Genomic DNA, 17073 nt, shown 5'->3' on the forward strand with positions numbered 1-17073 from the left:
ACTGTGCAATCCGTTCAGTTCACCCGCTGTTGCACTGGAACCTTGAATCCGCCCGGCAGGATCCCTGCACAGGGCTCACAGTCGTCAGATGGAACAACCGGCTGCGCGTAGTTTCGCCAGCACTCGATCGATGATGACCTGCGGTCGCGACATCAACTCGGCACTGGCCCGCACCACGGACCACCCGGAGGCCTCGATTAGTGCGATCCGGTCGATATCCCACGACCGCTGACGACGATCCGTCCAATGCTGGACGCCGTCGTATTCGACTGCGACCTGCCACTCCGGCCACCCCATATCACCGTCAAGAAGCTCGAGCATGGCGCGCAGCCTCGCCGCCCCTGCGATTCCGCGATGAGCGTCGGCCACGGTTGCGATATCGGTCGTCTTGAGCACAGACCTCACACTGGGGATAACTCGTCGCTGTCAGCGCACCGTCGCGAAAAACGTCCGCACGTCGTCGACGAACAACTCGGGTTGCTCGAATGCCGCGAAGTGGCCACCGCGCGGCATCGTCGTCCAGTGCGTGACGTTGTAGCCGGTCTCGCACCAGGACCGCGGCGCTCGCAGGATCTCCTTCGGGAACGATGCGACGCCGGTGGGCAGCTCGACCTTCTGCTGCCCGCCGCCGAACACCCGGAAGCTCTCCCAGTACAGCCGCGCCGACGATGCCCCGGTGGCGGTGGCCCAGTAGATCATCACGTCGTCGAGCATCTCGTCGCGGCTCAGCGCACTCTCCAGGTCACCGTCGTGGTCGGTCCACGACCAGAACTTTTCGACGATCCAGGCCAGTTGCGCGACGGGTGAGTCGACCAGGCCGTACCCGATCGTCTGCGGCCGGGTGGACTGCTGCTTGGCATAGCCGGAGTCGTGGTCTTGATAGCGCTGTAGCGCCGCCAGTGCCGACTGCTCTTCGGCGGTGAACTCCGTAGTGCCCTTCGGCGGACGGGCCATCGGCATGTTGGTGTGAATCGCGATGCAATGCCCCACGTTCCGGCCGATCTGGGTGGTCACGGCCGCACCCCAGTCGCCGCCCTGGGCACCGTAACGGGGGTAGCCGAGTCGCACCATCAGGTCGTCCCATGCCCGTGCGGTCCGCTCGACGCCCCAGCCGGTCGCGGCGGGTTTACCCGAGAAGCCATAACCGGGCAGCGACGGGCACACCACGTGGAACGCGTCTTCCGCCCGTCCGCCGTGCGCGGTCGGATCGGTCAGCGGCCCGATGACCTTCTGGAACTCGGCGATGGAGCCGGGCCATCCGTGCGTGATGATCAGCGGCAGTGCGTCGGGGTGCGGCGACCGCTGGTGGATGAAATGGATGTCCAAGCCGTCGATCTCGGTGACGTACTGATCGAACCGGTTCAGCGCGGCCTCGCGGGCCCGCCAGTCGTAGCCGTCCGCCCAGTAGTCGGCCAGGGCGCGGGTGTAGCTGAGGGGGATGCCCTGGCTCCAGTCGTCGACGCATTCGGCTTCCGGCCAGCGGGTGTTGGTCAGACGGCGGTGCAGATCGTTCAGTACTGCGTCCGGGACGGCGATCTGAAAGGGTGCGATGTCGGTCACAATGATCCATTCTTACCGGTCGACTCCGACGATCACTACGTCGAGCGTGCGCGGACCGTGCACGCCTTCGACGCGCTGCAGTTCGATATCGCTCGTCGCGCTCGGCCCGGAGATGAAGGTCAGTGGACGCGACGGGTCGAGCGCCGAGAAGGCCTGCGGCACCGTATCGACGATCTGGTCGGTCCGGATGACGCAGACGTGATGGTCGGGCACCAGCGTCAGCGCGCGCCGTCCCTGTGCCACACCGGCATCCAGCACGATGGTGCCGGTCGCCGCGATCCCGAGGGCGCAGCCCGTCACGACCGCATCGACGCGGTCCAACACGTCGAGGCCGACGGGCGGGTCGTCGACGACGGTGTGGATGCCGGTGACCCAGTCGGGCGGCAGCTCCGCGGGGATCACGGCCGTTCCGGCGCCCACGAGCGCCGCGATGGTCACCGCCACCTCGCTCGGTCTGACGCGGTGCACGCAGGCTCGGTAGTCGGCCACCGTCTCGGCGAATCGTTCGACGTCGCCGCGGCCGGTGAGGGCCTGGCGGTCGTAGTCGCGTGGCACCCGTACCGCGGCCGGCGGCGCCGATCCGAGTGCGGTGCGGATGCGCCCCAGTACCTCTGCCCGCGCGCCGGTCATTGTTCGCCGCCCCGGTTGCGGGCCCACCACTGCCGGAACGTTTCCTTGGGCGGTTCCGGAATGTCACGGCTGCCAGTCCATTTGGATGCCGGCCAGGGCAGCCTGCTGATGCGGTGATCGTTGCCTGCGATCAGCCTGCCCGCGGCGAGGGCTTTTTCCGCCAGCCCGAACCGCGCCGCCGAACCCATGGCCCAGCCCGCGGCTTTCATCGCCAGATCCTGTCCGGAGGGAAGGACACCGCGCACTCCTCTTTCCTGATCCACCTGCACCGCACGTAGATGCACCAGGATCGACGGGATGTCGATCAGCACCGGGCACGCCTCGAAACAGGCGCCGCACAACGAGGACGCGTACGGCAGGCTCGCGTTCGGATCGTCGTGGCCGGTGGTCGCGGTCAGCAAGGGACTGAGGATCGCGCCGATGGGCCCGGGATACACCGAGCCGTAGGCGTGCCCGCCGGTGCGTTCGTACACGGGGCAGACGTTCAAACAGGCGCTGCACCGAATGCAGTGCAGCGCAGCACGTCCCACCTCGTCGGCTAGGGCGCGGGTCCGGCCATTGTCGAGCAGCACCAGATGGAACTGCTGCGGGCCGTCGCCGGGGTGCACGCCGGTCCACATCGAGGTGTACGGGTTCATCCGCTCGGCGGTCGACGACCGCGGCAGCAGTTGCATGAACACTTCGAGATCGGTGAAACGCGGGATCACCTTCTCGATGCCCATCACGGTGATCAGGGTTTCGGGCAGCGTCAGGCACATGCGCCCGTTGCCCTCGGATTCGACGACCGCGAGCGTCCCGGTCTCGGCGACCCCGAAGTTGGCGCCGCTGACGGCGACCTTGGCGGACAGGAACTTTCGCCGTAGATGCGCGCGGGCGGTCATCGCCAACACGCGGGGTTCGTCGGTGAGGTCACCGGCGCCGGGAATTTCGCGTTTGAAGATGTCCCGGATCTCCGCGCGGTTGCGGTGGATCGCCGGGACCAGGATGTGACTCGGCTTGTCGTGTCCGAGTTGGACGATCAGCTCGGCCAGATCCGTCTCGATGGGCGTGATGCCCTGGGCCTCCAGGTATTCGTTGAGCCCGATCTCCTGCGTGGCCATCGACTTCACCTTGACGACCTCGGTGCTGCCGGTTCCCCGGATCAGCTCAGCGACAATGCGATTGGCCTCGTCGCCGTCGCGAGCCCAGTGCACGGTGCCGCCACGAGCCGTGACGTTGGCTTCGAGTTCCTCCAGCAGTTCCGGTAGCCGAGCCAGCACATCCTGTTTCAGCGCGCTGCCGGCGGCGCGCAGTTGTTCCCAGTCGTCGCATTCGGCAATGGCGGCAAGACGTTTGGCGCGGATCGTGCCGGTGGCATGGCCAAGATTGTGACGTAGCTGCGGATCCAGTAGCGCTTTCCGCGCCGCCGCCGGGAAACTCTGCTCGCCGCGCAGATTTCCCACGCCGGGCTGGCCGAGGAACACCGCGGTCATGGTGTGGCCGCCAGGATTTCGGCCAGATGCACGGTGCGGACGTCACTGCCGATCCGGCTCAGGCCACCGCCGATGTGCATGAGGCACGACGCGTCGCCCGCGGTGCACACCGCGGCGCCCGTCGTCGCGATGTTCGCCATCTTGTCTTCGAGCATCGCCGTGGACACGTCGGCGTTCTTCAGGGCGAAGGTGCCCCCGAAGCCGCAGCAGGATTCGGCATGGGGCAGCTCGATCAGGGTCAGGCCCCGGACGTTGCGCAGCAGTCGCAGCGGCTTGTCGCCGACACCCAGCATCCGCAGCGAATGGCACGTCGGGTGGTAGGTCACGCGGTGCGGATAGTAGGCGCCGACGTCGTCGACGCCGAGCACGTCGATCAGGAACTCCGAGAGCTCGAAGGTTTGTGCCGCAACCGATTCGGCGCGAGCCGCGAGCCCGGCGTCCCCGGCGCGGCGGGCCACCATCGCATGCTGGTGCCGCGCCGACCCGACACACGACCCCGACGGCGCCACGACGGCGTCGAAGCCGGTGAACGCGGTGACGTGATTGCGCACCAGCGGGACGGCCTCGCGCAGGTAACCGGTGTTGACGTGCATCTGCCCGCAGCAGGTCTGCCCGGCGGGGAATTCCACCTGATGGCCGAGCCGTTCCAGCAGCCGCACCGTGGCGATGGCGGCAGCCGGAAACATGGCATCGGCCAGGCAGGTCGCGAACAGGGCTATCCGCACCGGCCGACAGTACCGCTCATGTCGGCCGGTGCGGCGCAAAGGCGCTTACTGTGCGTACTGGTCCGCCACGTCGAGGGCGCGATCGAGGATCTCCAGCCCGGCACGGACGTCGTCGTCGGTGGCGTTGCACGGCGGCACCACGTGGATGCGGTTGAAGTTGGTGAACGGCATGAGGCCGTTCTCCTTGCAGAACGCCACGACGGCGTTCATCGCGGCGCTGCTGCCACCGTAGGGCGCCAACGGTTCCCGCGTTTCGCGATCCTTGACCAGTTCGACGGCCCAGAACACGCCCGTGCCGCGGACCTCACCGACGCTGGGGTGCCGCTGCGCGAAGTCCCGCAGGGCCGGCCCGATGATGTCCGCCCCGAGGTGGGCGGCGTTCTCGACCATGCCTTCCTCACGCATGGCATTGATCGTCGCGACCGCGGCCGCTGTCGCCAACGGGTGCCCGGAGTAGGTCAGGCCACCGGGGTAGGCGCGCTCGGCGAAGGTGGCGGCGATGGCGTCGCTGATCGCGACGCCGCCCAGCGGCACGTAGCCGGAGTTGACGCCCTTGGCGAAGGTCAGCAGGTCCGGTACGACATCGAAGTGGTTGATGGCGAACCACTTTCCGGATCGGCCGAAGCCCGACATGACCTCGTCGGCGATCATCATGATGCCGTACTTGTCGCACAGCGCGCGGACGCCGGCCAGGTAGCCGGGCGGCGGCACCATGATGCCCGCGGTGCCCGGGATGGACTCCAGGATGATCGCCGCGATGGTCGACGCCCCCTCGAGTTCGATGACGCGCTGCAGTTCGTCGAGGGCCCGTACCGATTCCTGCTCCTCGGTTTCGGCGTGGAACACCGAGCGGTACAGGAACGGTCCGTTGAAGTGGACGACGCCGGCCGCGCCGCGATCGTTGGCGAACCGCCGCGGGTCGCCGGTCAGGTTGATCGCCAGGTCGGTGCCACCGTGGTAGGAGCGGTAGCGGGCGAGCACCTTGTGCTTGCCGGTGTGGAGCCGGGCCATGCGCACGGCGTGCTCGTTGGCGTCGGCCCCGCCGCCCGTGAAGAAGATGTGGTTCAGGTCGCCGGGGGTCAGCTCGGCGATCAGCCGGGCTGCCTCGGAACGCGCGGCGTTGGCGTGCTGCGGCGCGATGGTGCACAGCTTGGCGGCCTGTTCCTGAATGGCGGCAACGACTTTCGGGTGCTGGTGGCCGATGTTGGTGTTGACCAACTGCGACGAGAAGTCGAGCAACCGGTTGCCGTCGCCGTCCCAGAAGTAGCTGCCTTCGGCCGCGGTGATGGTCATGGGGTTGAGCGCGGCCTGGGCCGACCACGAGTGGAATACGTGGGCGCGGTCCAGCGCGTAGGCGCGTTCGGCTTCGGCACGCATCGAGTCGATGGTGTGGCCGGCGGGCAGGATGTGGTCTGCGGCGAGGGTCATATCAGGTCCTCTGTCTGTGGGGCGTGGTCAGTTGTTCTCGGGGAAGCCCAGGTTGATGCCGCCGTGGCTGGGGTCGGCCCAGCGCTGGGTGACGGCCTTGGCGCGGGTGAAGAACTGCACACCTTCGGGGCCGTACGCGTGGGTGTCGCCGAACAGCGAGGCCTTCCAGCCGCCGAAGCTGAAGAACGCCATGGGAACCGGGATCGGCACGTTGATACCGACCATGCCGACCTCGACCTCGTTCTGGAAGCGGCGGGCCGCGCCACCGTCGTTGGTGAAGATCGCGGTGCCGTTGCCGTAGGGGTTGTTGTTGATCAGTTCCAGTGCCTCGTCGTAGGTTTCGACGCGGACGACCGACAGCACCGGGCCGAAGATCTCGTCGGTGTAGACGCTCATCTCGCGGGTGACGTTGTCCAGCAGGGTCGGGCCCAGCCAGAAGCCGCCTTCCGCACCTTCGACGGTGACATTGCGGCCGTCGAGCACGACCTTGGCGCCCTCGGCCTCGCCGGCGTCGATGTAGGACGCCACCTTGTCGCGGTGCACCTTGGTGATGAGCGGGCCCATGTCCGAGCCCTTCGCGCCGTCACCGGTCTTGATGGAGGCGGCGCGTTCGACGATCTTGGCGACGAGGTCGTCGGCGATCGGGCCGACCGCGACGCACGCCGAGATGGCCATGCAGCGCTCACCTGCCGAGCCGAAACCGGCGTTGACCATGCTGTCGGCGGCCAAGTCCAGGTCGGCGTCGGGCAGGATGACCGCGTGGTTCTTGGCGCCGCCGAGCGCCTGTACGCGCTTGCCGGAGGCGGTGGCGGTCCGGTAGACGTACTGCGCGATCGGGGTGGAGCCGACGAACGAGACGGCCTTGACGGCGGGGTTGGTCAGCAGCTCGTCGACGGCGGTCTTGTCGCCCTGCAGGACGTTGAAGACGCCGTCGGGCAGACCGGCTTCCTTCCACAGTTCGGCCATCCACAGCGAGGACGACGGGTCCTTCTCGGACGGCTTGACGACCACGGTGTTGCCGGCGGCGATGGCGATGGGGAAGAACCACATCGGCACCATGGCCGGGAAGTTGAACGGCGCGATGATGGCGACGGGGCCGAGGGCCTGCCGGATGTTGTAGACGTCGACGTTGGTGGAGGCGTTCTCGGCGTAGCCACCCTTGAGCAGATGCGGGATACCGCAGGCGAATTCGACGACCTCGATGCCGCGGGCCACCTCGCCCAGGGCGTCGGAGAGCACCTTGCCGTGCTCGGCGGTGATGATCGCGGCCAACTCCTCGCGGCGGGCGTTGAGCAGCTCACGGAAGGCGAACAGGGTCTGCACGCGCTTGGTGATCGAGGTGTCGCGCCAGGCCGGGAACGCGGCGACGGCGGCGTTGATGACGGTCTGGGCGTCCTCGACGCTGGCCAGTGCGACCTGGCCGGTGACCTGGCCGGTGGCCGGGTTGGTGACCGGTGCCGACTGTCCCGAGGATCCGGTGAAGACGTCGTTGTTGATCCAGTGCGAGATGGTCTGCGAGGTGGTCATCGTCGAAGTTGGCCTTCCTGGTCGGGGCGGGGTGTGCACTCAGCTTGCCCCCGTGGGGCCCTCGAATCGGCCGACAATCTGTATTCAGTTCCATCTCTCGATTTACACTTTGTAAATGCCGACCGTTGCCGAGATCGTCGCCCTGCCGGTCATCCAGCAGGGGGAGCCCGAGATTCTCTGCGCGACGGGATTCGACCGCCCGATCCGCTGGGTCCACGTCAGTGATGTCCCGGACCTCTCGGAAGTCCTGCAGGGTGGCGAGCTGGTGCTGACGACCGGTGCCGCGTTGCGGGCCGCGCCCCTGGATTACCTGCGTTCGGTGGCCGCCGCGCATGCCGTCGGTGTCGTCGTCGAACTCGGTGCGGGTGCCGTGCCACTGCCGGTCAACGTCGGCGCGATCGCGGAAGAACTCGGGCTGGCCCTGGTGGCGGTGCGCCGCGTGATCAAGTTCGTCGAGGTGACCGAACAGGTGCACCGGGTGATCGTCGCCGACCAGTACCAGGAGGTCGACTTCGCGCGGCAGACGCACGAGGTGTTCACCGACCTGAGCATGCGCCGGGCCACACCCACCGGGATCGCCGAGGCGGCGGCGAACCTACTCGGCGCGCCCGTCGTCCTCGAGGATCTCACCCACCAGGCGATCGCAGTGGCGACGGCCGGGCGGCCGACGCCAGATGTGTTGCGGGACTGGCAACGTCGCTCCCGTCAGCACGAGACCGGCGCCGAACGGACCGACGGCTGGGTGATCAGCGAGGTGGGTCGCGGCGAGGATGCGTGGGGCCGCCTGATCGCGCTGAGCCCCGCCGAGGATGTCGCGGCCAGGTTCACCATGGTGTTGGAGCGGGCGTCCCAGGCGCTGGTGTTGCACCGCATGGCCGAGCGCGGCCGCACCGACATTGAGCATCAGGCGCAGGCCGGTCTGCTGGAGGACGTTGCGCGCGAACGAATCCGGTTCGAGGACGAGGCGACCGCCCGCGCCTTCGCGCTGGGCCTGCGGCCGGCGGCGCAGTACCAGCCTGCGACACTGCGGATCGCCGGCTGGGCGGCCGACACCGACCCGGTCTCGGAACAACGCCGCGGCGCGCGCCTGCTCGACGTCGTCACCCGGTCGGTGAAAGCGTTGGGCCACAGCGGATTGTTCTCGCTGCGCGGGCCCGGCGAGATCGCCATGGTGCTGTCGCTCAACACGCGCGCGGGCGGCACGCTGGAACCACTGGGCCGGGCATTGCGGCGCGATGCCGAGCGCGCCGTCGACGCGCACGGCCTGGTACTCGGCGTCGGCACGCCCGCACCCGGGTTGATCGACGCCATCCACCGCATCACCGATGCGGCCCACGTCGCCGACGCGGCCCTGTCGCTGCCCGCCTCGCAGCGGGTCTGTTTCCGGGTCGCCGACATCCGGCTGCGCGGGCTGCTGTCGATGCTGCGGACAGACCCGCGGGTGCAGCGGTTCGCCGAGGGGGAGTTGCGCGCGCTGATCCTGCACGACATGGAAAGTGGTGGTGAGCGGCTCCTGGATGTGTTGCGCGGATATCTGGAACTCGGTGGCAACAAGTCGGCGCTCGCGTCGCGCCTGCACCTGAGCCGCCCGTCGCTCTACGCGAAGCTGAACCGCATCGAGCAGATTCTCGGCGTCGATCTCGCCGACGGCGAGTCGGTGACCTCGTTGCATGTGGCGTTGCTGATCCTGGAGACACGCAACGCTTTCGGTGGCGCCGGCGCACCGCTGTGACATGCTTCTGACCGTGTCGGGCACATCGCAGAACCGCCAGGGCAATGCCACCCGCGCCAAGCTGGTGAAGACGGCTGAGAAACTCTTCGCCGAACAGGGCGTGGACGCCGTATCGGTGCGCTCGGTCAATGCCGCGGCCGGCCTCGGCGCCGCCTCGGTGCACTACCACTTCGGTTCCAAGGACGAGTTGCTGCGCGCGGTGGTGCTGGACCTCGGCGCCGCGGTGGGCTCGGCCATCCAGGCGAATGTCGATGTGCTGGCGGCGGATTCGGCCGCGCCTTCGCCCGACGCGTTGGTGCGCGCCGTCACCGCGCCGTATCTGGATCTGCTGCGCCGGCAGCGCACCCGCGGGATGCGCTGGATCAAGATCATGGCCCAGATCACCCAGGCCGGCCCGGCCGACGAAACCATCGAGCCCAAGCTGCGCGTCGCCTTGCTGGCTCAGGTTCGGCGGGCTTTCCCGAACGCCGACGCGGACCGGCTCGAGGCCCGCTGGGCGGTGTCGATCATGGGCTTCGTGCAGGGGCTCAGCCGTGCCGACGAATGGGACCGCGCCAAGCTGTCGGCCCCGGCCCTCGAGGCGTTCTACGAGGACCTCGTGACGTTCGTCGTCGGCGGCACCGAGCGCCTGTTGAATTCCTGATTTCCTGATTCCCGCGAGCGGCCGGGTCTGTACGGCAACACGCCGCTTACAGCGGGCATTTTCGTTGCGTTCACGGCTGACGAGCGTGCCGAAATTTATGGATCACTTGATTCAATCTATTGTTCTGATTACAGTCGGCCGAGCAAGCCTCGACAGCCCCACGAGAACCAGGAGACCACCGTGAGCAGCGTTGCCCAGTGGAGCCCGACGTCCATGAAATTCGGGGCGTTCCTCGCCCCGTACCATCCGCTCGACGCCGACCCGGCGCTGCAGTTGCGCCGCGACATCGACCTGATGACGCACCTGGACCACCTCGGTTTCGAAGAGGCATGGATGGGGGAGCACCACTCGACCGGCGCCGAGATCGTCCCGGCCCCTGACATTTTCATCGCCGCCGCGGCCGAGCGCACCGAACGCATCCGCTTCGGCACCGGCGTGATGTCGCTGCCGTACCACCACCCGCTGATCACCGCGGACCGCATCACGCAGCTGGACCTGCAGACCCGCGGCCGGCTGATCGTCGGTACCGGCCCCGGCAAGGTTCCGCTGGACGCGCACATGATGGGCATCACCACCACCAACCAGCGCCGCATGCAGGGCGAGGCCCTCGAGGCCGTGCTGCGTCTGCTGCGCGGCGAGGTCGTCAACATGGAGACGGACTGGTTCACTTTGCGCGACGCCCGCGCTCAGCTGCCCACGTACAACCCGGCCGGTATCGAGGTCGCCACCGCGTCGACCATCTCGCCCAACGGTTCGGTGCTGGCCGGCAAGCACGGTCTGTCGCTGCTGTCGCTGGCCGCCAGCTCGCAGGCCGGCTACGAGTCGCTCGACCGCAACTGGGGTGTGTACGAACAGGTTTCGGCCGAGAACGGTTACGTGGCCGACCGGTCGACGTGGCGTCTGGTCAATCCGATGTTCATCGCCGAGACGCGCGAGGAGGCCGAGCGCGCCGTCAGCCGTCGCATCAATCACATCGCGGCGTACGTCAACCGGCAGCAGAACATCAACCCGGACTGGGCGCGGACCCCGGCCGGCATCATCGACTACTGGCGGGGTGAGTCGCTCGGCGAGTTCGGTCAGGCCATCATCGGCACCCCGGAAGACGCCATCGCGCAGATCGATCGCCTGATCGAGAAGACCGGCGGCTTCGGCACCCTGCTGATCATGCACGTGGACCTGGCTGACTGGGAGAACACCAAGCGCAGCTACGAGCTGTTCGCCTCGGAGGTCATCCCGCACCTCCGCCGTCGCAACGTCGCCCGGCAGGCCAGCCTGCAGTTCGCGCAGGACAACTCCGAGCTGCTGATCGGCAACCTCGTGGGCGCCATCACCAAGGCGTACACCGACTACTACGGGCAGCCGACCGATTTGCCGGCCACCCCGGCGCCCGCCAACGAACTCAATACCGCAGGAGCGCACGCATGAGGGCAGCACAGTTCATCGACGGCCAGTTCACCGTGACCGACGTGCCGGAGCCCCCGGCCACCGGTCCTGGTCAGCTGCGGATCAAGGTGGCCGCGTGCGGCATCTGTGGCAGCGACCTGAGCATGTCCAAGGATCCGTGCCGGTTCGTGTCGGTCGCCGCCGGCGCGGGTTTCCCGTTCGCCGTCTTCGACGCCACCCGTCCGGTGGTGCTCGGTCATGAGTGGGCCGGCGTCGTCGTCGAAACCGGCGCGGGCGTCGAAGATTTCAAGGTCGACGACCGCGTCACCGGTCTGGGCATCACCACCGAGCAGGACGGGATGCCGACCATCATCGGCTACTCGAACGACTACCACGGGGCGTTCGGTGAGTACATCGTCGTCGACGCCTTCTGGGTGCGGCATGTGCCCGACGGCCTCTCGCTCGAACACGCGTCCCTCGCCGAGCCGCTGCACGTCGGCGAGATGCACATGCAACAGTCGGGGCTGACGCCCGCGGACACGGCACTGGTCATCGGCTGCGGCTCGATCGGTCTGGGCACGATCCTCGCCGCGAAGGCGGCCGGCGCGCATCTCGTCATCGCCTCGGAGCCGTCGCCGAAGCGGCGCGAGCTCGCCGCGAAGATGGGCGCCGACATCGTCGTCGACCCCAATGAGCAGGACCCGATCGAGGTCTACAACGACCTACTGGGCAGCGGCAGGACCGGCGGCGGCCTGCTGATCGCCTACGAGTGCAGCGGCCGGGTCGGCACGCTCAACACGTTGACGCACACGCTGCCGTGGGGTTCGCGGATTCAGGTGGTGGCCTCCCCGTTCGCAGAGGAGACCATCATCCCGGTGGTGGCGCAGATGCGGCAGATCGCGATCAACTTCGGCCACGGCCCGTACGAGCAGGCCTACGAAAAGGTGCTGGCTCGACTGGCGGCCGGCGAGGTCGACGCCGAGGCGCTGATCACCGGACGTACCGGGCTCGATGGCATCGCAGATGCCTTCACAGCACTGCGGAATCCGGACGAGCACGTCAAGATCCTGGTACTGCCGTCAGAGATCGTGAGGACCGTTACCGACGCGTAGCCGTGTCGATCACGGGACAGGCGGGCCCGGGTGCGGCACAGTTAACTGTATGGCCGGTCAAATGATTCCGAAGCCCAGCGACCTGAAGGCCGCGGCCCAGTCCGCCGTCGATGCTGCCCAGTCCGCCGTCGAGATGACGCAGGCGGTGGCCAGCGGTGCTTTGCGCATTCCACCGGCCTCCGTCCAGCTCGCCGCCCAGGTACCCGATCTCATCGAGAATCTGGCGGTGGCCACCGAGCGGCTCAACACGACGATCGATCGCACCGAACGTGTCATGGCCATGGCCGATCCCATGTTCCGCACGCTCGACGCCCTGCTGCCGCAACTCGAAGCCCTGGTGAACACCGGCAACGAGGTGTTCCGGCTGCTGTCGAACATCCCGGGAGTGTCGAGGCTGAACCCCTTCGGTGCACCAAAGCCGCCGCCCCCGGCGAAGTGATTTGTCAGGGGAGGGCGTTGAAGCGCAGCGCCAGGCCGTCGATGAATGCGGTCAGCGCCAGCTCGAAACCGGCCGTGTCGATCTGGTCGGCCTTGCCGCGCAGCAGATGCGCCTGGCCCATGTGCGGGTAGCGGTCGCGGTAGACCTGCACATCGTCGGTGAACCCGCGTGAGAAGGAGCCGACGGTCGACCCGAGCACCAGCGACCGGGTGGCGGCGCCGATCAAGGTCGCTTCACGTGGCGGCCAGCCGGCGCCGACCAGGCCGCCGTGTACGGCGTCGGCGATCCGGAGACTGACATCGCGGCGGCCCGGCCCGGTGGCCAGGTAGGGCACGAGATTCGGGTGCGCCGCCAGCGCGGCGCGGTGGGAGCGCGCCCACGCCGCCAGCGCGTCCTGCCAGTCGTCGCCGCGGTCGAAACCGGAGGTGTCGATTTCCCTGGCGACGCGACTCGCGACGGCGTCGAGTACCTCGTCCTTGGTGGGGTAGTGCTTGTAGAGCGACGACGCCTGCACGCCGAGTTCGGCGGCCAGCTTGCGCATCGACATTTCGGCGAGGCCGTCTCGATCGATCAATTCCAGTGCGGTGTCACGGATGAGTTCGCGGTTGAGCAGCGGTACGCGGGGCCTGCCCATCTGCGTCTCCCTTGAATTAGCGAACGTTGTTAGCTTATTGTGACAGCAACAAGCTAACACTGTTCACCACTTTTGAGGAGCTGTCTGTGAAACGCGAGATCTACAGCGAGGAACACGAGGATTACCGGAAGATGATCCGCGCGTTCGTGGAATCGGAGGTCAGCCCGGTCTATGACGAGTGGTTCGAGAAGGGCCTCGTGCCGCGCGAGTTCTACTACAAGCTCGGCGAACTCGGCATCTTCGGCGCGGAGATTCCGACCGAGTACGGCGGTGAGGGTCTGACCTCGTACAAGTTCCAGGCGATTCTCACCGAGGAACTCGCCCGTGCCGCGGTGTCGTTCGGTGGCTCCAGCGTGCACGTCGGCCTGTGTCTGCCTTACATCCGCGACATCGGCAACGAAGAGCAGAAGAAGCGCTGGTTCCCCGGCATGCTCAGCGGCGAGATCATGTTCGCGATCGCCATGACCGAGCCCGGCACCGGTTCCGACCTGGCCGGAATGCGCACCACCGCAAAGCTTTCCGAGGACGGCACCCACTACGTCCTCAACGGTTCCAAGACCTTCATCACCGGTGGCGTGCACGCCGACCGCGTGATCGTCTGCGCGCGCACGTCGGCCCCCAAGGAAGACGACCGTCGTTTCGGCATCTCGCTGCTCGTGGTCGACACCAAGCTGGAGGGCTACTCGGTCGGCCGCAAGCTCGACAAGCTGGGCCTGCGCTGCTCGGACACCGCCGAGCTCAACTTCACCGACGTCAAGGTCCCGGTCGAGGACATCCTCGGCGAGGCCGACCAGGGCTTCAACTACCTCGGCCAGAACCTGCCGCGCGAGCGGCTCGGTATCGCCGTCAGCGCCTACGCGCAGGCCAAGGCGGCCGTCCGGTTCGCCGTGCAGTACACCAAGGACCGCACCGTGTTCGGCAAGCCGGTCGCCTCGTTCCAGAACACGAAGTTCGAGCTCGCCGCCTGCCAGGCCGACGTCGACGCGATGGAAGCAGTCGTCGACCGTGCCATGGAAGCCCACGACCTCGACGAGCTGTCGGCGGCCGACGCCGCCAAGGCCAAGCTGTTCTGCACCGACACGGCAGCGCGCGTGATCGACCGCTGCCTGCAATTGCACGGCGGCTATGGCTACATCAACGAGTACCCGATTGCCCGGCTGTATGCCGACAATCGCGTCGGCCGCATCTACGGCGGAACCAGTGAGGTCATGAAGATGATCATCGCCAAGGACATGGGCCTCTAAAAATCCTGCTGTCGCAGTGTGCGAAGGCGCCCGTCGGAGTAATTTGATTCCCGGGCGCCTTCGGCAATTTCGGGCTCGGCGAGGCGCCCGAATCGAGGGAATGACGCAAGTGGCAGCCCCGCGGCATCACGTGCATGTGTGCGACCACCCGCTCACGCGGGCACAGGCGCGCCGGCTCAGCCGGCGTTTCGCTGTGGCGGGAGTGCAGATTGAGCCCGGACGCCTGCAGGAGATCGCGGCAGGCGCGGCAACCGTCGGTGACGAACACATCGACGTCGCGTTCGCCATGGTTGCCCTGAGCTATGTCGCAGACCGCCGGAACGCGAAATTGACGCGCATGCGCCGCCGGATGGGCCGCTGGCTGCTGGTGGGTGCGATGATCGTGTTGAGTCTGTGTCTGCTCATCAGTTTGGCGATGGCCATACTGACGCTGATGCAGCCCACGTTCACGGGGGTATGAGGAGTCGAGATCGAGAACGTAGTGACGCGCTGGGCGATCGGGGTCATCGCCTTCGCGATGATCGTGGTCGCGGCTGTCCTGCCGTGGTACACCGCGCACAACGACCATGGCCACGGTGCCATGAGCGGCTGGGGGATCTGGGACATCACCGGGAGCCTCGGCGCCGAGCTGCGGCCGCTGCCCTTCGCCGTCCTGATCCTGCTCGCGGCCGGCACCATGATCGTCGCCGCGGTGCGCGCAATGTTCGGCACCGCGTTGGCCGCGGCGATCGCCTGCTTCGTGGTGAGTCTGCTGCCGTTGATGACGGGCGGCGCGGTTGACCGGCGGCTGGCCGGAAGTGACTCTGTCGCAGTGGTTCTCGGCCAGGCGGTGCACCCGATGATCGCCATCGCCTTCGTGGCCGCCGTGGTGTCCTGGATCGGCTACGCACGGTGCGTGCTGCGCGCGGCGCCGCGGGCCGAAGCTGAGGTCCAGCCGGCCTGACCGGTATTCCACTGATCGGACGTTGGGCCGGTCCGGGCCCGCGCCCTGCGATCTACTTCGGCCATGGGTGCACAGGAACTGTTCGCTGGTGGGGTCGCGGTCATCACGGGTGCCGGCTCGGGGATCGGGGCCGGCCTGGCCCGGCATGCGGCCAAGCTCGGTATGACGACGGTGCTGGTCGACGTCGACGCCGCCGCGGTCGCCGCCTTGCGCGACGAGCTGTCCGCGGCCGGCGCAACTGCCGTTGACGCGGTGTGCGACGTCCGGGACGCCGAGGCCGTGCAGGCGCTGGCCGACCGCGTCGATCGCGAGATCGGGCCGGTGCGCCTGCTGGTGAACAACGCCGGCATCGAGCAGTTCGGCTACCTGTGGGATACCCCGGTCGCCAACTGGGAGCGCGTCATGGACATCAATGTCAGCGGTGTGTTCCACGGCGTGCGGGCGTTCCTGCCGGCGATGCTGGCGTCGGACGAACCCGCGTGGGTATGGAACATGTCGTCGGTCGGTGGTGTGTCGACAGTGCAACTGCAAGCGCCGTATATCGTCAGCAAGCATGCCGTGCTGGCCCTGACCGAGTGCCTGCGCGTCGAGGTCGAACTGGCCGGCCACGACAACCACGTCTGCGTGCAGGCGGTGCTGCCCGGCCCGGTGCAGTCCAACATCTTCGCCGCGGCCGGCGGGGTCGACAGCCAAAGTGGGGACGCCGCCGCCGCCTCAGATTCCGAGCGCGCGGCGATGTACCAGATCACCACAATGGATCCCCTCGCCGCGGCCGAAGCCATCTTCGAGCAGTCGGCGGCCGGTGGTTTCTACCTGACCACGCATCCCGAGGCCGTCGCCGGCGCCATGGCCGAACGCGCGCGGGTCCTGAGCGAGCAGGCGATCCCGAAGTTGCGGACCCGCCGGTTCGCTACCGAGTAGCCATTACGCCAGCGAGGCCAGGAGTGCGGCCAGTCCGTACTCGAACACCGCGTCGTAGTCCGTGGGCGAGCGCAGGGCCTCGACCAGTTCCTGGTCGGGCCAGTCATCGCCCCACAGCGACGGGTCCTCTTCCTCGTGCTCGCCGCTGCGGATGGCCGAAAACTGCATCAGCGCAGACGAAATCACGTGGACCTCGATGGACCTCAGGGCCAGGGCCGCCTGATTGCCGGTGATTCCCAGCGCGGCGAGCTCGGCGGCCAGGGTCTGCTGCACCGACTGGAACAGTGACGGAGTCCGGTCGCGTTCGTGCGCGATGGCCATCAGGTGCTGGCGTTCGATGAGTGCGGTGCGCTGCGCGCGGGTCAGCGAGACGATGCGTTCTGTCGGGGTGTCGCCGGTGGCGGGCAGGCTGGCCATCACCTCGATCAGCCGGTCGATCAGGTGGTCGAACAGTTTGTCCCGGCCGCCGACGTGCCAGTAGATCGACGTGACGGCGACGCCGAGATGCTCGGACAGGCTACGCATGGAGAAACCCTCGACGCCGTCGCGTTCCAGCAAGGCTGCCGCGGTATCCAGGATCATTTGAGCATCAACAGTTTTCGGCGAGCCGCCGAGACCCCGCTGGTTCAACTCAACCATGAGCACCTCCTTTCCGCTTATGTCGATCACCCTAACCGCAG

The 17073-nt window shown here is 67.5% G+C and carries 18 protein-coding genes; 9 read left to right on the forward strand and 9 right to left on the reverse strand.

Annotated elements, in window-relative coordinates:
* Window positions 1–84 precede the first annotated feature (84 nt).
* The 7 genes from QRN63_RS09585 to QRN63_RS09615 all read right to left on the reverse strand — a co-directional run bounded on the left by QRN63_RS09585 (window position 85) and on the right by QRN63_RS09615 (window position 7342).
* Window positions 85–321: a DUF559 domain-containing protein gene (locus QRN63_RS09585; RefSeq protein ID WP_285030571.1), complete on the reverse strand. Its 237-nt coding sequence runs from the start codon at window positions 319–321 to the stop codon at window positions 85–87.
* Window positions 322–426: 105 nt separating this feature from the next.
* The gene (locus tag QRN63_RS09590) at window positions 427–1551 is read right to left on the reverse strand and encodes an epoxide hydrolase family protein (protein WP_267318007.1); all 1125 of its coding nucleotides are present in this window, start codon (window positions 1549–1551) and stop codon (window positions 427–429) included.
* Window positions 1552–1572: 21 nt separating this feature from the next.
* On the reverse strand, window positions 1573–2190 hold the full coding sequence (locus QRN63_RS09595) for a LutC/YkgG family protein (protein WP_285030572.1): 618 nt from the start codon (window positions 2188–2190) through the stop codon (window positions 1573–1575).
* Entirely contained in the window at window positions 2187–3662 is a 1476-nt protein-coding gene (locus QRN63_RS09600; protein WP_285030573.1) for a LutB/LldF family L-lactate oxidation iron-sulfur protein, read from the reverse strand. The genes QRN63_RS09595 and QRN63_RS09600 overlap by 4 nt, the downstream gene beginning before the upstream one ends.
* A complete protein-coding gene (locus tag QRN63_RS09605; RefSeq protein WP_285030574.1) occupies window positions 3659–4387 on the reverse strand; it encodes a (Fe-S)-binding protein in 729 nt (242 codons plus the stop codon). The genes QRN63_RS09600 and QRN63_RS09605 overlap by 4 nt, the downstream gene beginning before the upstream one ends.
* Window positions 4388–4432: 45 nt before the next feature.
* Window positions 4433–5815: an aspartate aminotransferase family protein gene (locus QRN63_RS09610; protein WP_285030575.1), complete on the reverse strand. Its 1383-nt coding sequence runs from the start codon at window positions 5813–5815 to the stop codon at window positions 4433–4435.
* Window positions 5816–5842: 27 nt separating this feature from the next.
* The gene (locus tag QRN63_RS09615; protein WP_285030576.1) at window positions 5843–7342 is read right to left on the reverse strand and encodes a CoA-acylating methylmalonate-semialdehyde dehydrogenase; all 1500 of its coding nucleotides are present in this window, start codon (window positions 7340–7342) and stop codon (window positions 5843–5845) included.
* Window positions 7343–7457: 115 nt separating this feature from the next.
* Here QRN63_RS09615 and QRN63_RS09620 point away from each other — a divergent pair, with 115 nt between their 5' ends.
* The 5 genes from QRN63_RS09620 (at window position 7458) to QRN63_RS09640 (ending at window position 12651) form a co-directional block, all read left to right on the forward strand.
* On the forward strand, window positions 7458–9074 hold the full coding sequence (locus QRN63_RS09620; protein WP_285030577.1) for a PucR family transcriptional regulator: 1617 nt from the start codon (window positions 7458–7460) through the stop codon (window positions 9072–9074).
* Between the two features lie 13 nt (window positions 9075–9087).
* Window positions 9088–9717 carry a TetR/AcrR family transcriptional regulator gene (locus tag QRN63_RS09625; RefSeq protein WP_267317417.1) on the forward strand — a complete coding sequence of 210 codons (630 nt, stop codon included), beginning with the start codon at window positions 9088–9090 and terminating at the stop codon, window positions 9715–9717.
* A gap of 180 nt (window positions 9718–9897) precedes the next feature.
* A complete protein-coding gene (locus tag QRN63_RS09630) occupies window positions 9898–11142 on the forward strand; it encodes an LLM class flavin-dependent oxidoreductase (RefSeq protein ID WP_285030578.1) in 1245 nt (414 codons plus the stop codon).
* A complete protein-coding gene (locus QRN63_RS09635) occupies window positions 11139–12212 on the forward strand; it encodes an alcohol dehydrogenase catalytic domain-containing protein (RefSeq protein WP_285030579.1) in 1074 nt (357 codons plus the stop codon). Before QRN63_RS09630 ends, QRN63_RS09635 begins: the two co-directional genes overlap by 4 nt.
* Before the next feature lie 49 nt (window positions 12213–12261).
* Window positions 12262–12651: a hypothetical protein gene (locus QRN63_RS09640; RefSeq protein ID WP_267317420.1), complete on the forward strand. Its 390-nt coding sequence runs from the start codon at window positions 12262–12264 to the stop codon at window positions 12649–12651.
* Window positions 12652–12655: 4 nt separating this feature from the next.
* Here the strand turns inward: QRN63_RS09640 and QRN63_RS09645 are convergent, their stop codons facing one another.
* The gene (locus tag QRN63_RS09645) at window positions 12656–13285 is read right to left on the reverse strand and encodes a TetR/AcrR family transcriptional regulator (protein ID WP_285030580.1); all 630 of its coding nucleotides are present in this window, start codon (window positions 13283–13285) and stop codon (window positions 12656–12658) included.
* Window positions 13286–13371: 86 nt separating this feature from the next.
* Here QRN63_RS09645 and QRN63_RS09650 point away from each other — a divergent pair, with 86 nt between their 5' ends.
* From QRN63_RS09650 to QRN63_RS09665, 4 genes are all read left to right on the forward strand, one after another.
* Window positions 13372–14529: an acyl-CoA dehydrogenase family protein gene (locus QRN63_RS09650; RefSeq protein WP_285030581.1), complete on the forward strand. Its 1158-nt coding sequence runs from the start codon at window positions 13372–13374 to the stop codon at window positions 14527–14529.
* A gap of 100 nt (window positions 14530–14629) precedes the next feature.
* Entirely contained in the window at window positions 14630–14989 is a 360-nt protein-coding gene (locus tag QRN63_RS09655) for a hypothetical protein (protein ID WP_285030582.1), read from the forward strand.
* A gap of 21 nt (window positions 14990–15010) precedes the next feature.
* Entirely contained in the window at window positions 15011–15472 is a 462-nt protein-coding gene (locus tag QRN63_RS09660) for a hypothetical protein (RefSeq protein ID WP_267317424.1), read from the forward strand.
* Between the two features lie 63 nt (window positions 15473–15535).
* Window positions 15536–16393 (forward strand): SDR family NAD(P)-dependent oxidoreductase, encoded by an 858-nt coding sequence (locus tag QRN63_RS09665; protein WP_285030583.1) that lies wholly within the window; start codon window positions 15536–15538, stop codon window positions 16391–16393.
* A 3-nt stretch (window positions 16394–16396) separates the two neighbouring features.
* On the opposite strand, the gene QRN63_RS09670 is transcribed toward QRN63_RS09665, so the two are convergent.
* The gene (locus QRN63_RS09670) at window positions 16397–17032 is read right to left on the reverse strand and encodes a TetR/AcrR family transcriptional regulator (protein ID WP_267317426.1); all 636 of its coding nucleotides are present in this window, start codon (window positions 17030–17032) and stop codon (window positions 16397–16399) included.
* Between the last annotated feature and the right edge of the window lie 41 nt (window positions 17033–17073).

This window comes from Mycolicibacterium sp. lyk4-40-TYG-92 (assembly GCF_030209435.1).
In the GTDB taxonomy this organism is placed as follows: Bacteria; Actinomycetota; Actinomycetes; order Mycobacteriales; family Mycobacteriaceae; genus Mycobacterium.

What these genes read in the sequence shown, in the direction of transcription:
- QRN63_RS09640 (WP_267317420.1), top strand. Translation starts at nt 12,262, where the DNA reads ATGGCCGGTCAAATGATTCCGAAGCCCAGCGACCTGAAGGCCGCGGCC.
- QRN63_RS09610 (WP_285030575.1), bottom strand. Translation starts at nt 5,815, where the DNA reads ATGACCCTCGCCGCAGACCACATCCTGCCCGCCGGCCACACCATCGAC.
- QRN63_RS09670 (WP_267317426.1), bottom strand. Translation starts at nt 17,032, where the DNA reads ATGGTTGAGTTGAACCAGCGGGGTCTCGGCGGCTCGCCGAAAACTGTT.
- QRN63_RS09655 (WP_285030582.1), top strand. Translation starts at nt 14,630, where the DNA reads ATGACGCAAGTGGCAGCCCCGCGGCATCACGTGCATGTGTGCGACCAC.
- QRN63_RS09595 (WP_285030572.1), bottom strand. Translation starts at nt 2,190, where the DNA reads ATGACCGGCGCGCGGGCAGAGGTACTGGGGCGCATCCGCACCGCACTC.
- QRN63_RS09645 (WP_285030580.1), bottom strand. Translation starts at nt 13,285, where the DNA reads ATGGGCAGGCCCCGCGTACCGCTGCTCAACCGCGAACTCATCCGTGAC.
- QRN63_RS09585 (WP_285030571.1), bottom strand. Translation starts at nt 321, where the DNA reads ATGCTCGAGCTTCTTGACGGTGATATGGGGTGGCCGGAGTGGCAGGTC.
- QRN63_RS09620 (WP_285030577.1), top strand. Translation starts at nt 7,458, where the DNA reads ATGCCGACCGTTGCCGAGATCGTCGCCCTGCCGGTCATCCAGCAGGGG.
- QRN63_RS09600 (WP_285030573.1), bottom strand. Translation starts at nt 3,662, where the DNA reads ATGACCGCGGTGTTCCTCGGCCAGCCCGGCGTGGGAAATCTGCGCGGC.
- QRN63_RS09635 (WP_285030579.1), top strand. Translation starts at nt 11,139, where the DNA reads ATGAGGGCAGCACAGTTCATCGACGGCCAGTTCACCGTGACCGACGTG.
- QRN63_RS09615 (WP_285030576.1), bottom strand. Translation starts at nt 7,342, where the DNA reads ATGACCACCTCGCAGACCATCTCGCACTGGATCAACAACGACGTCTTC.
- QRN63_RS09665 (WP_285030583.1), top strand. Translation starts at nt 15,536, where the DNA reads ATGGGTGCACAGGAACTGTTCGCTGGTGGGGTCGCGGTCATCACGGGT.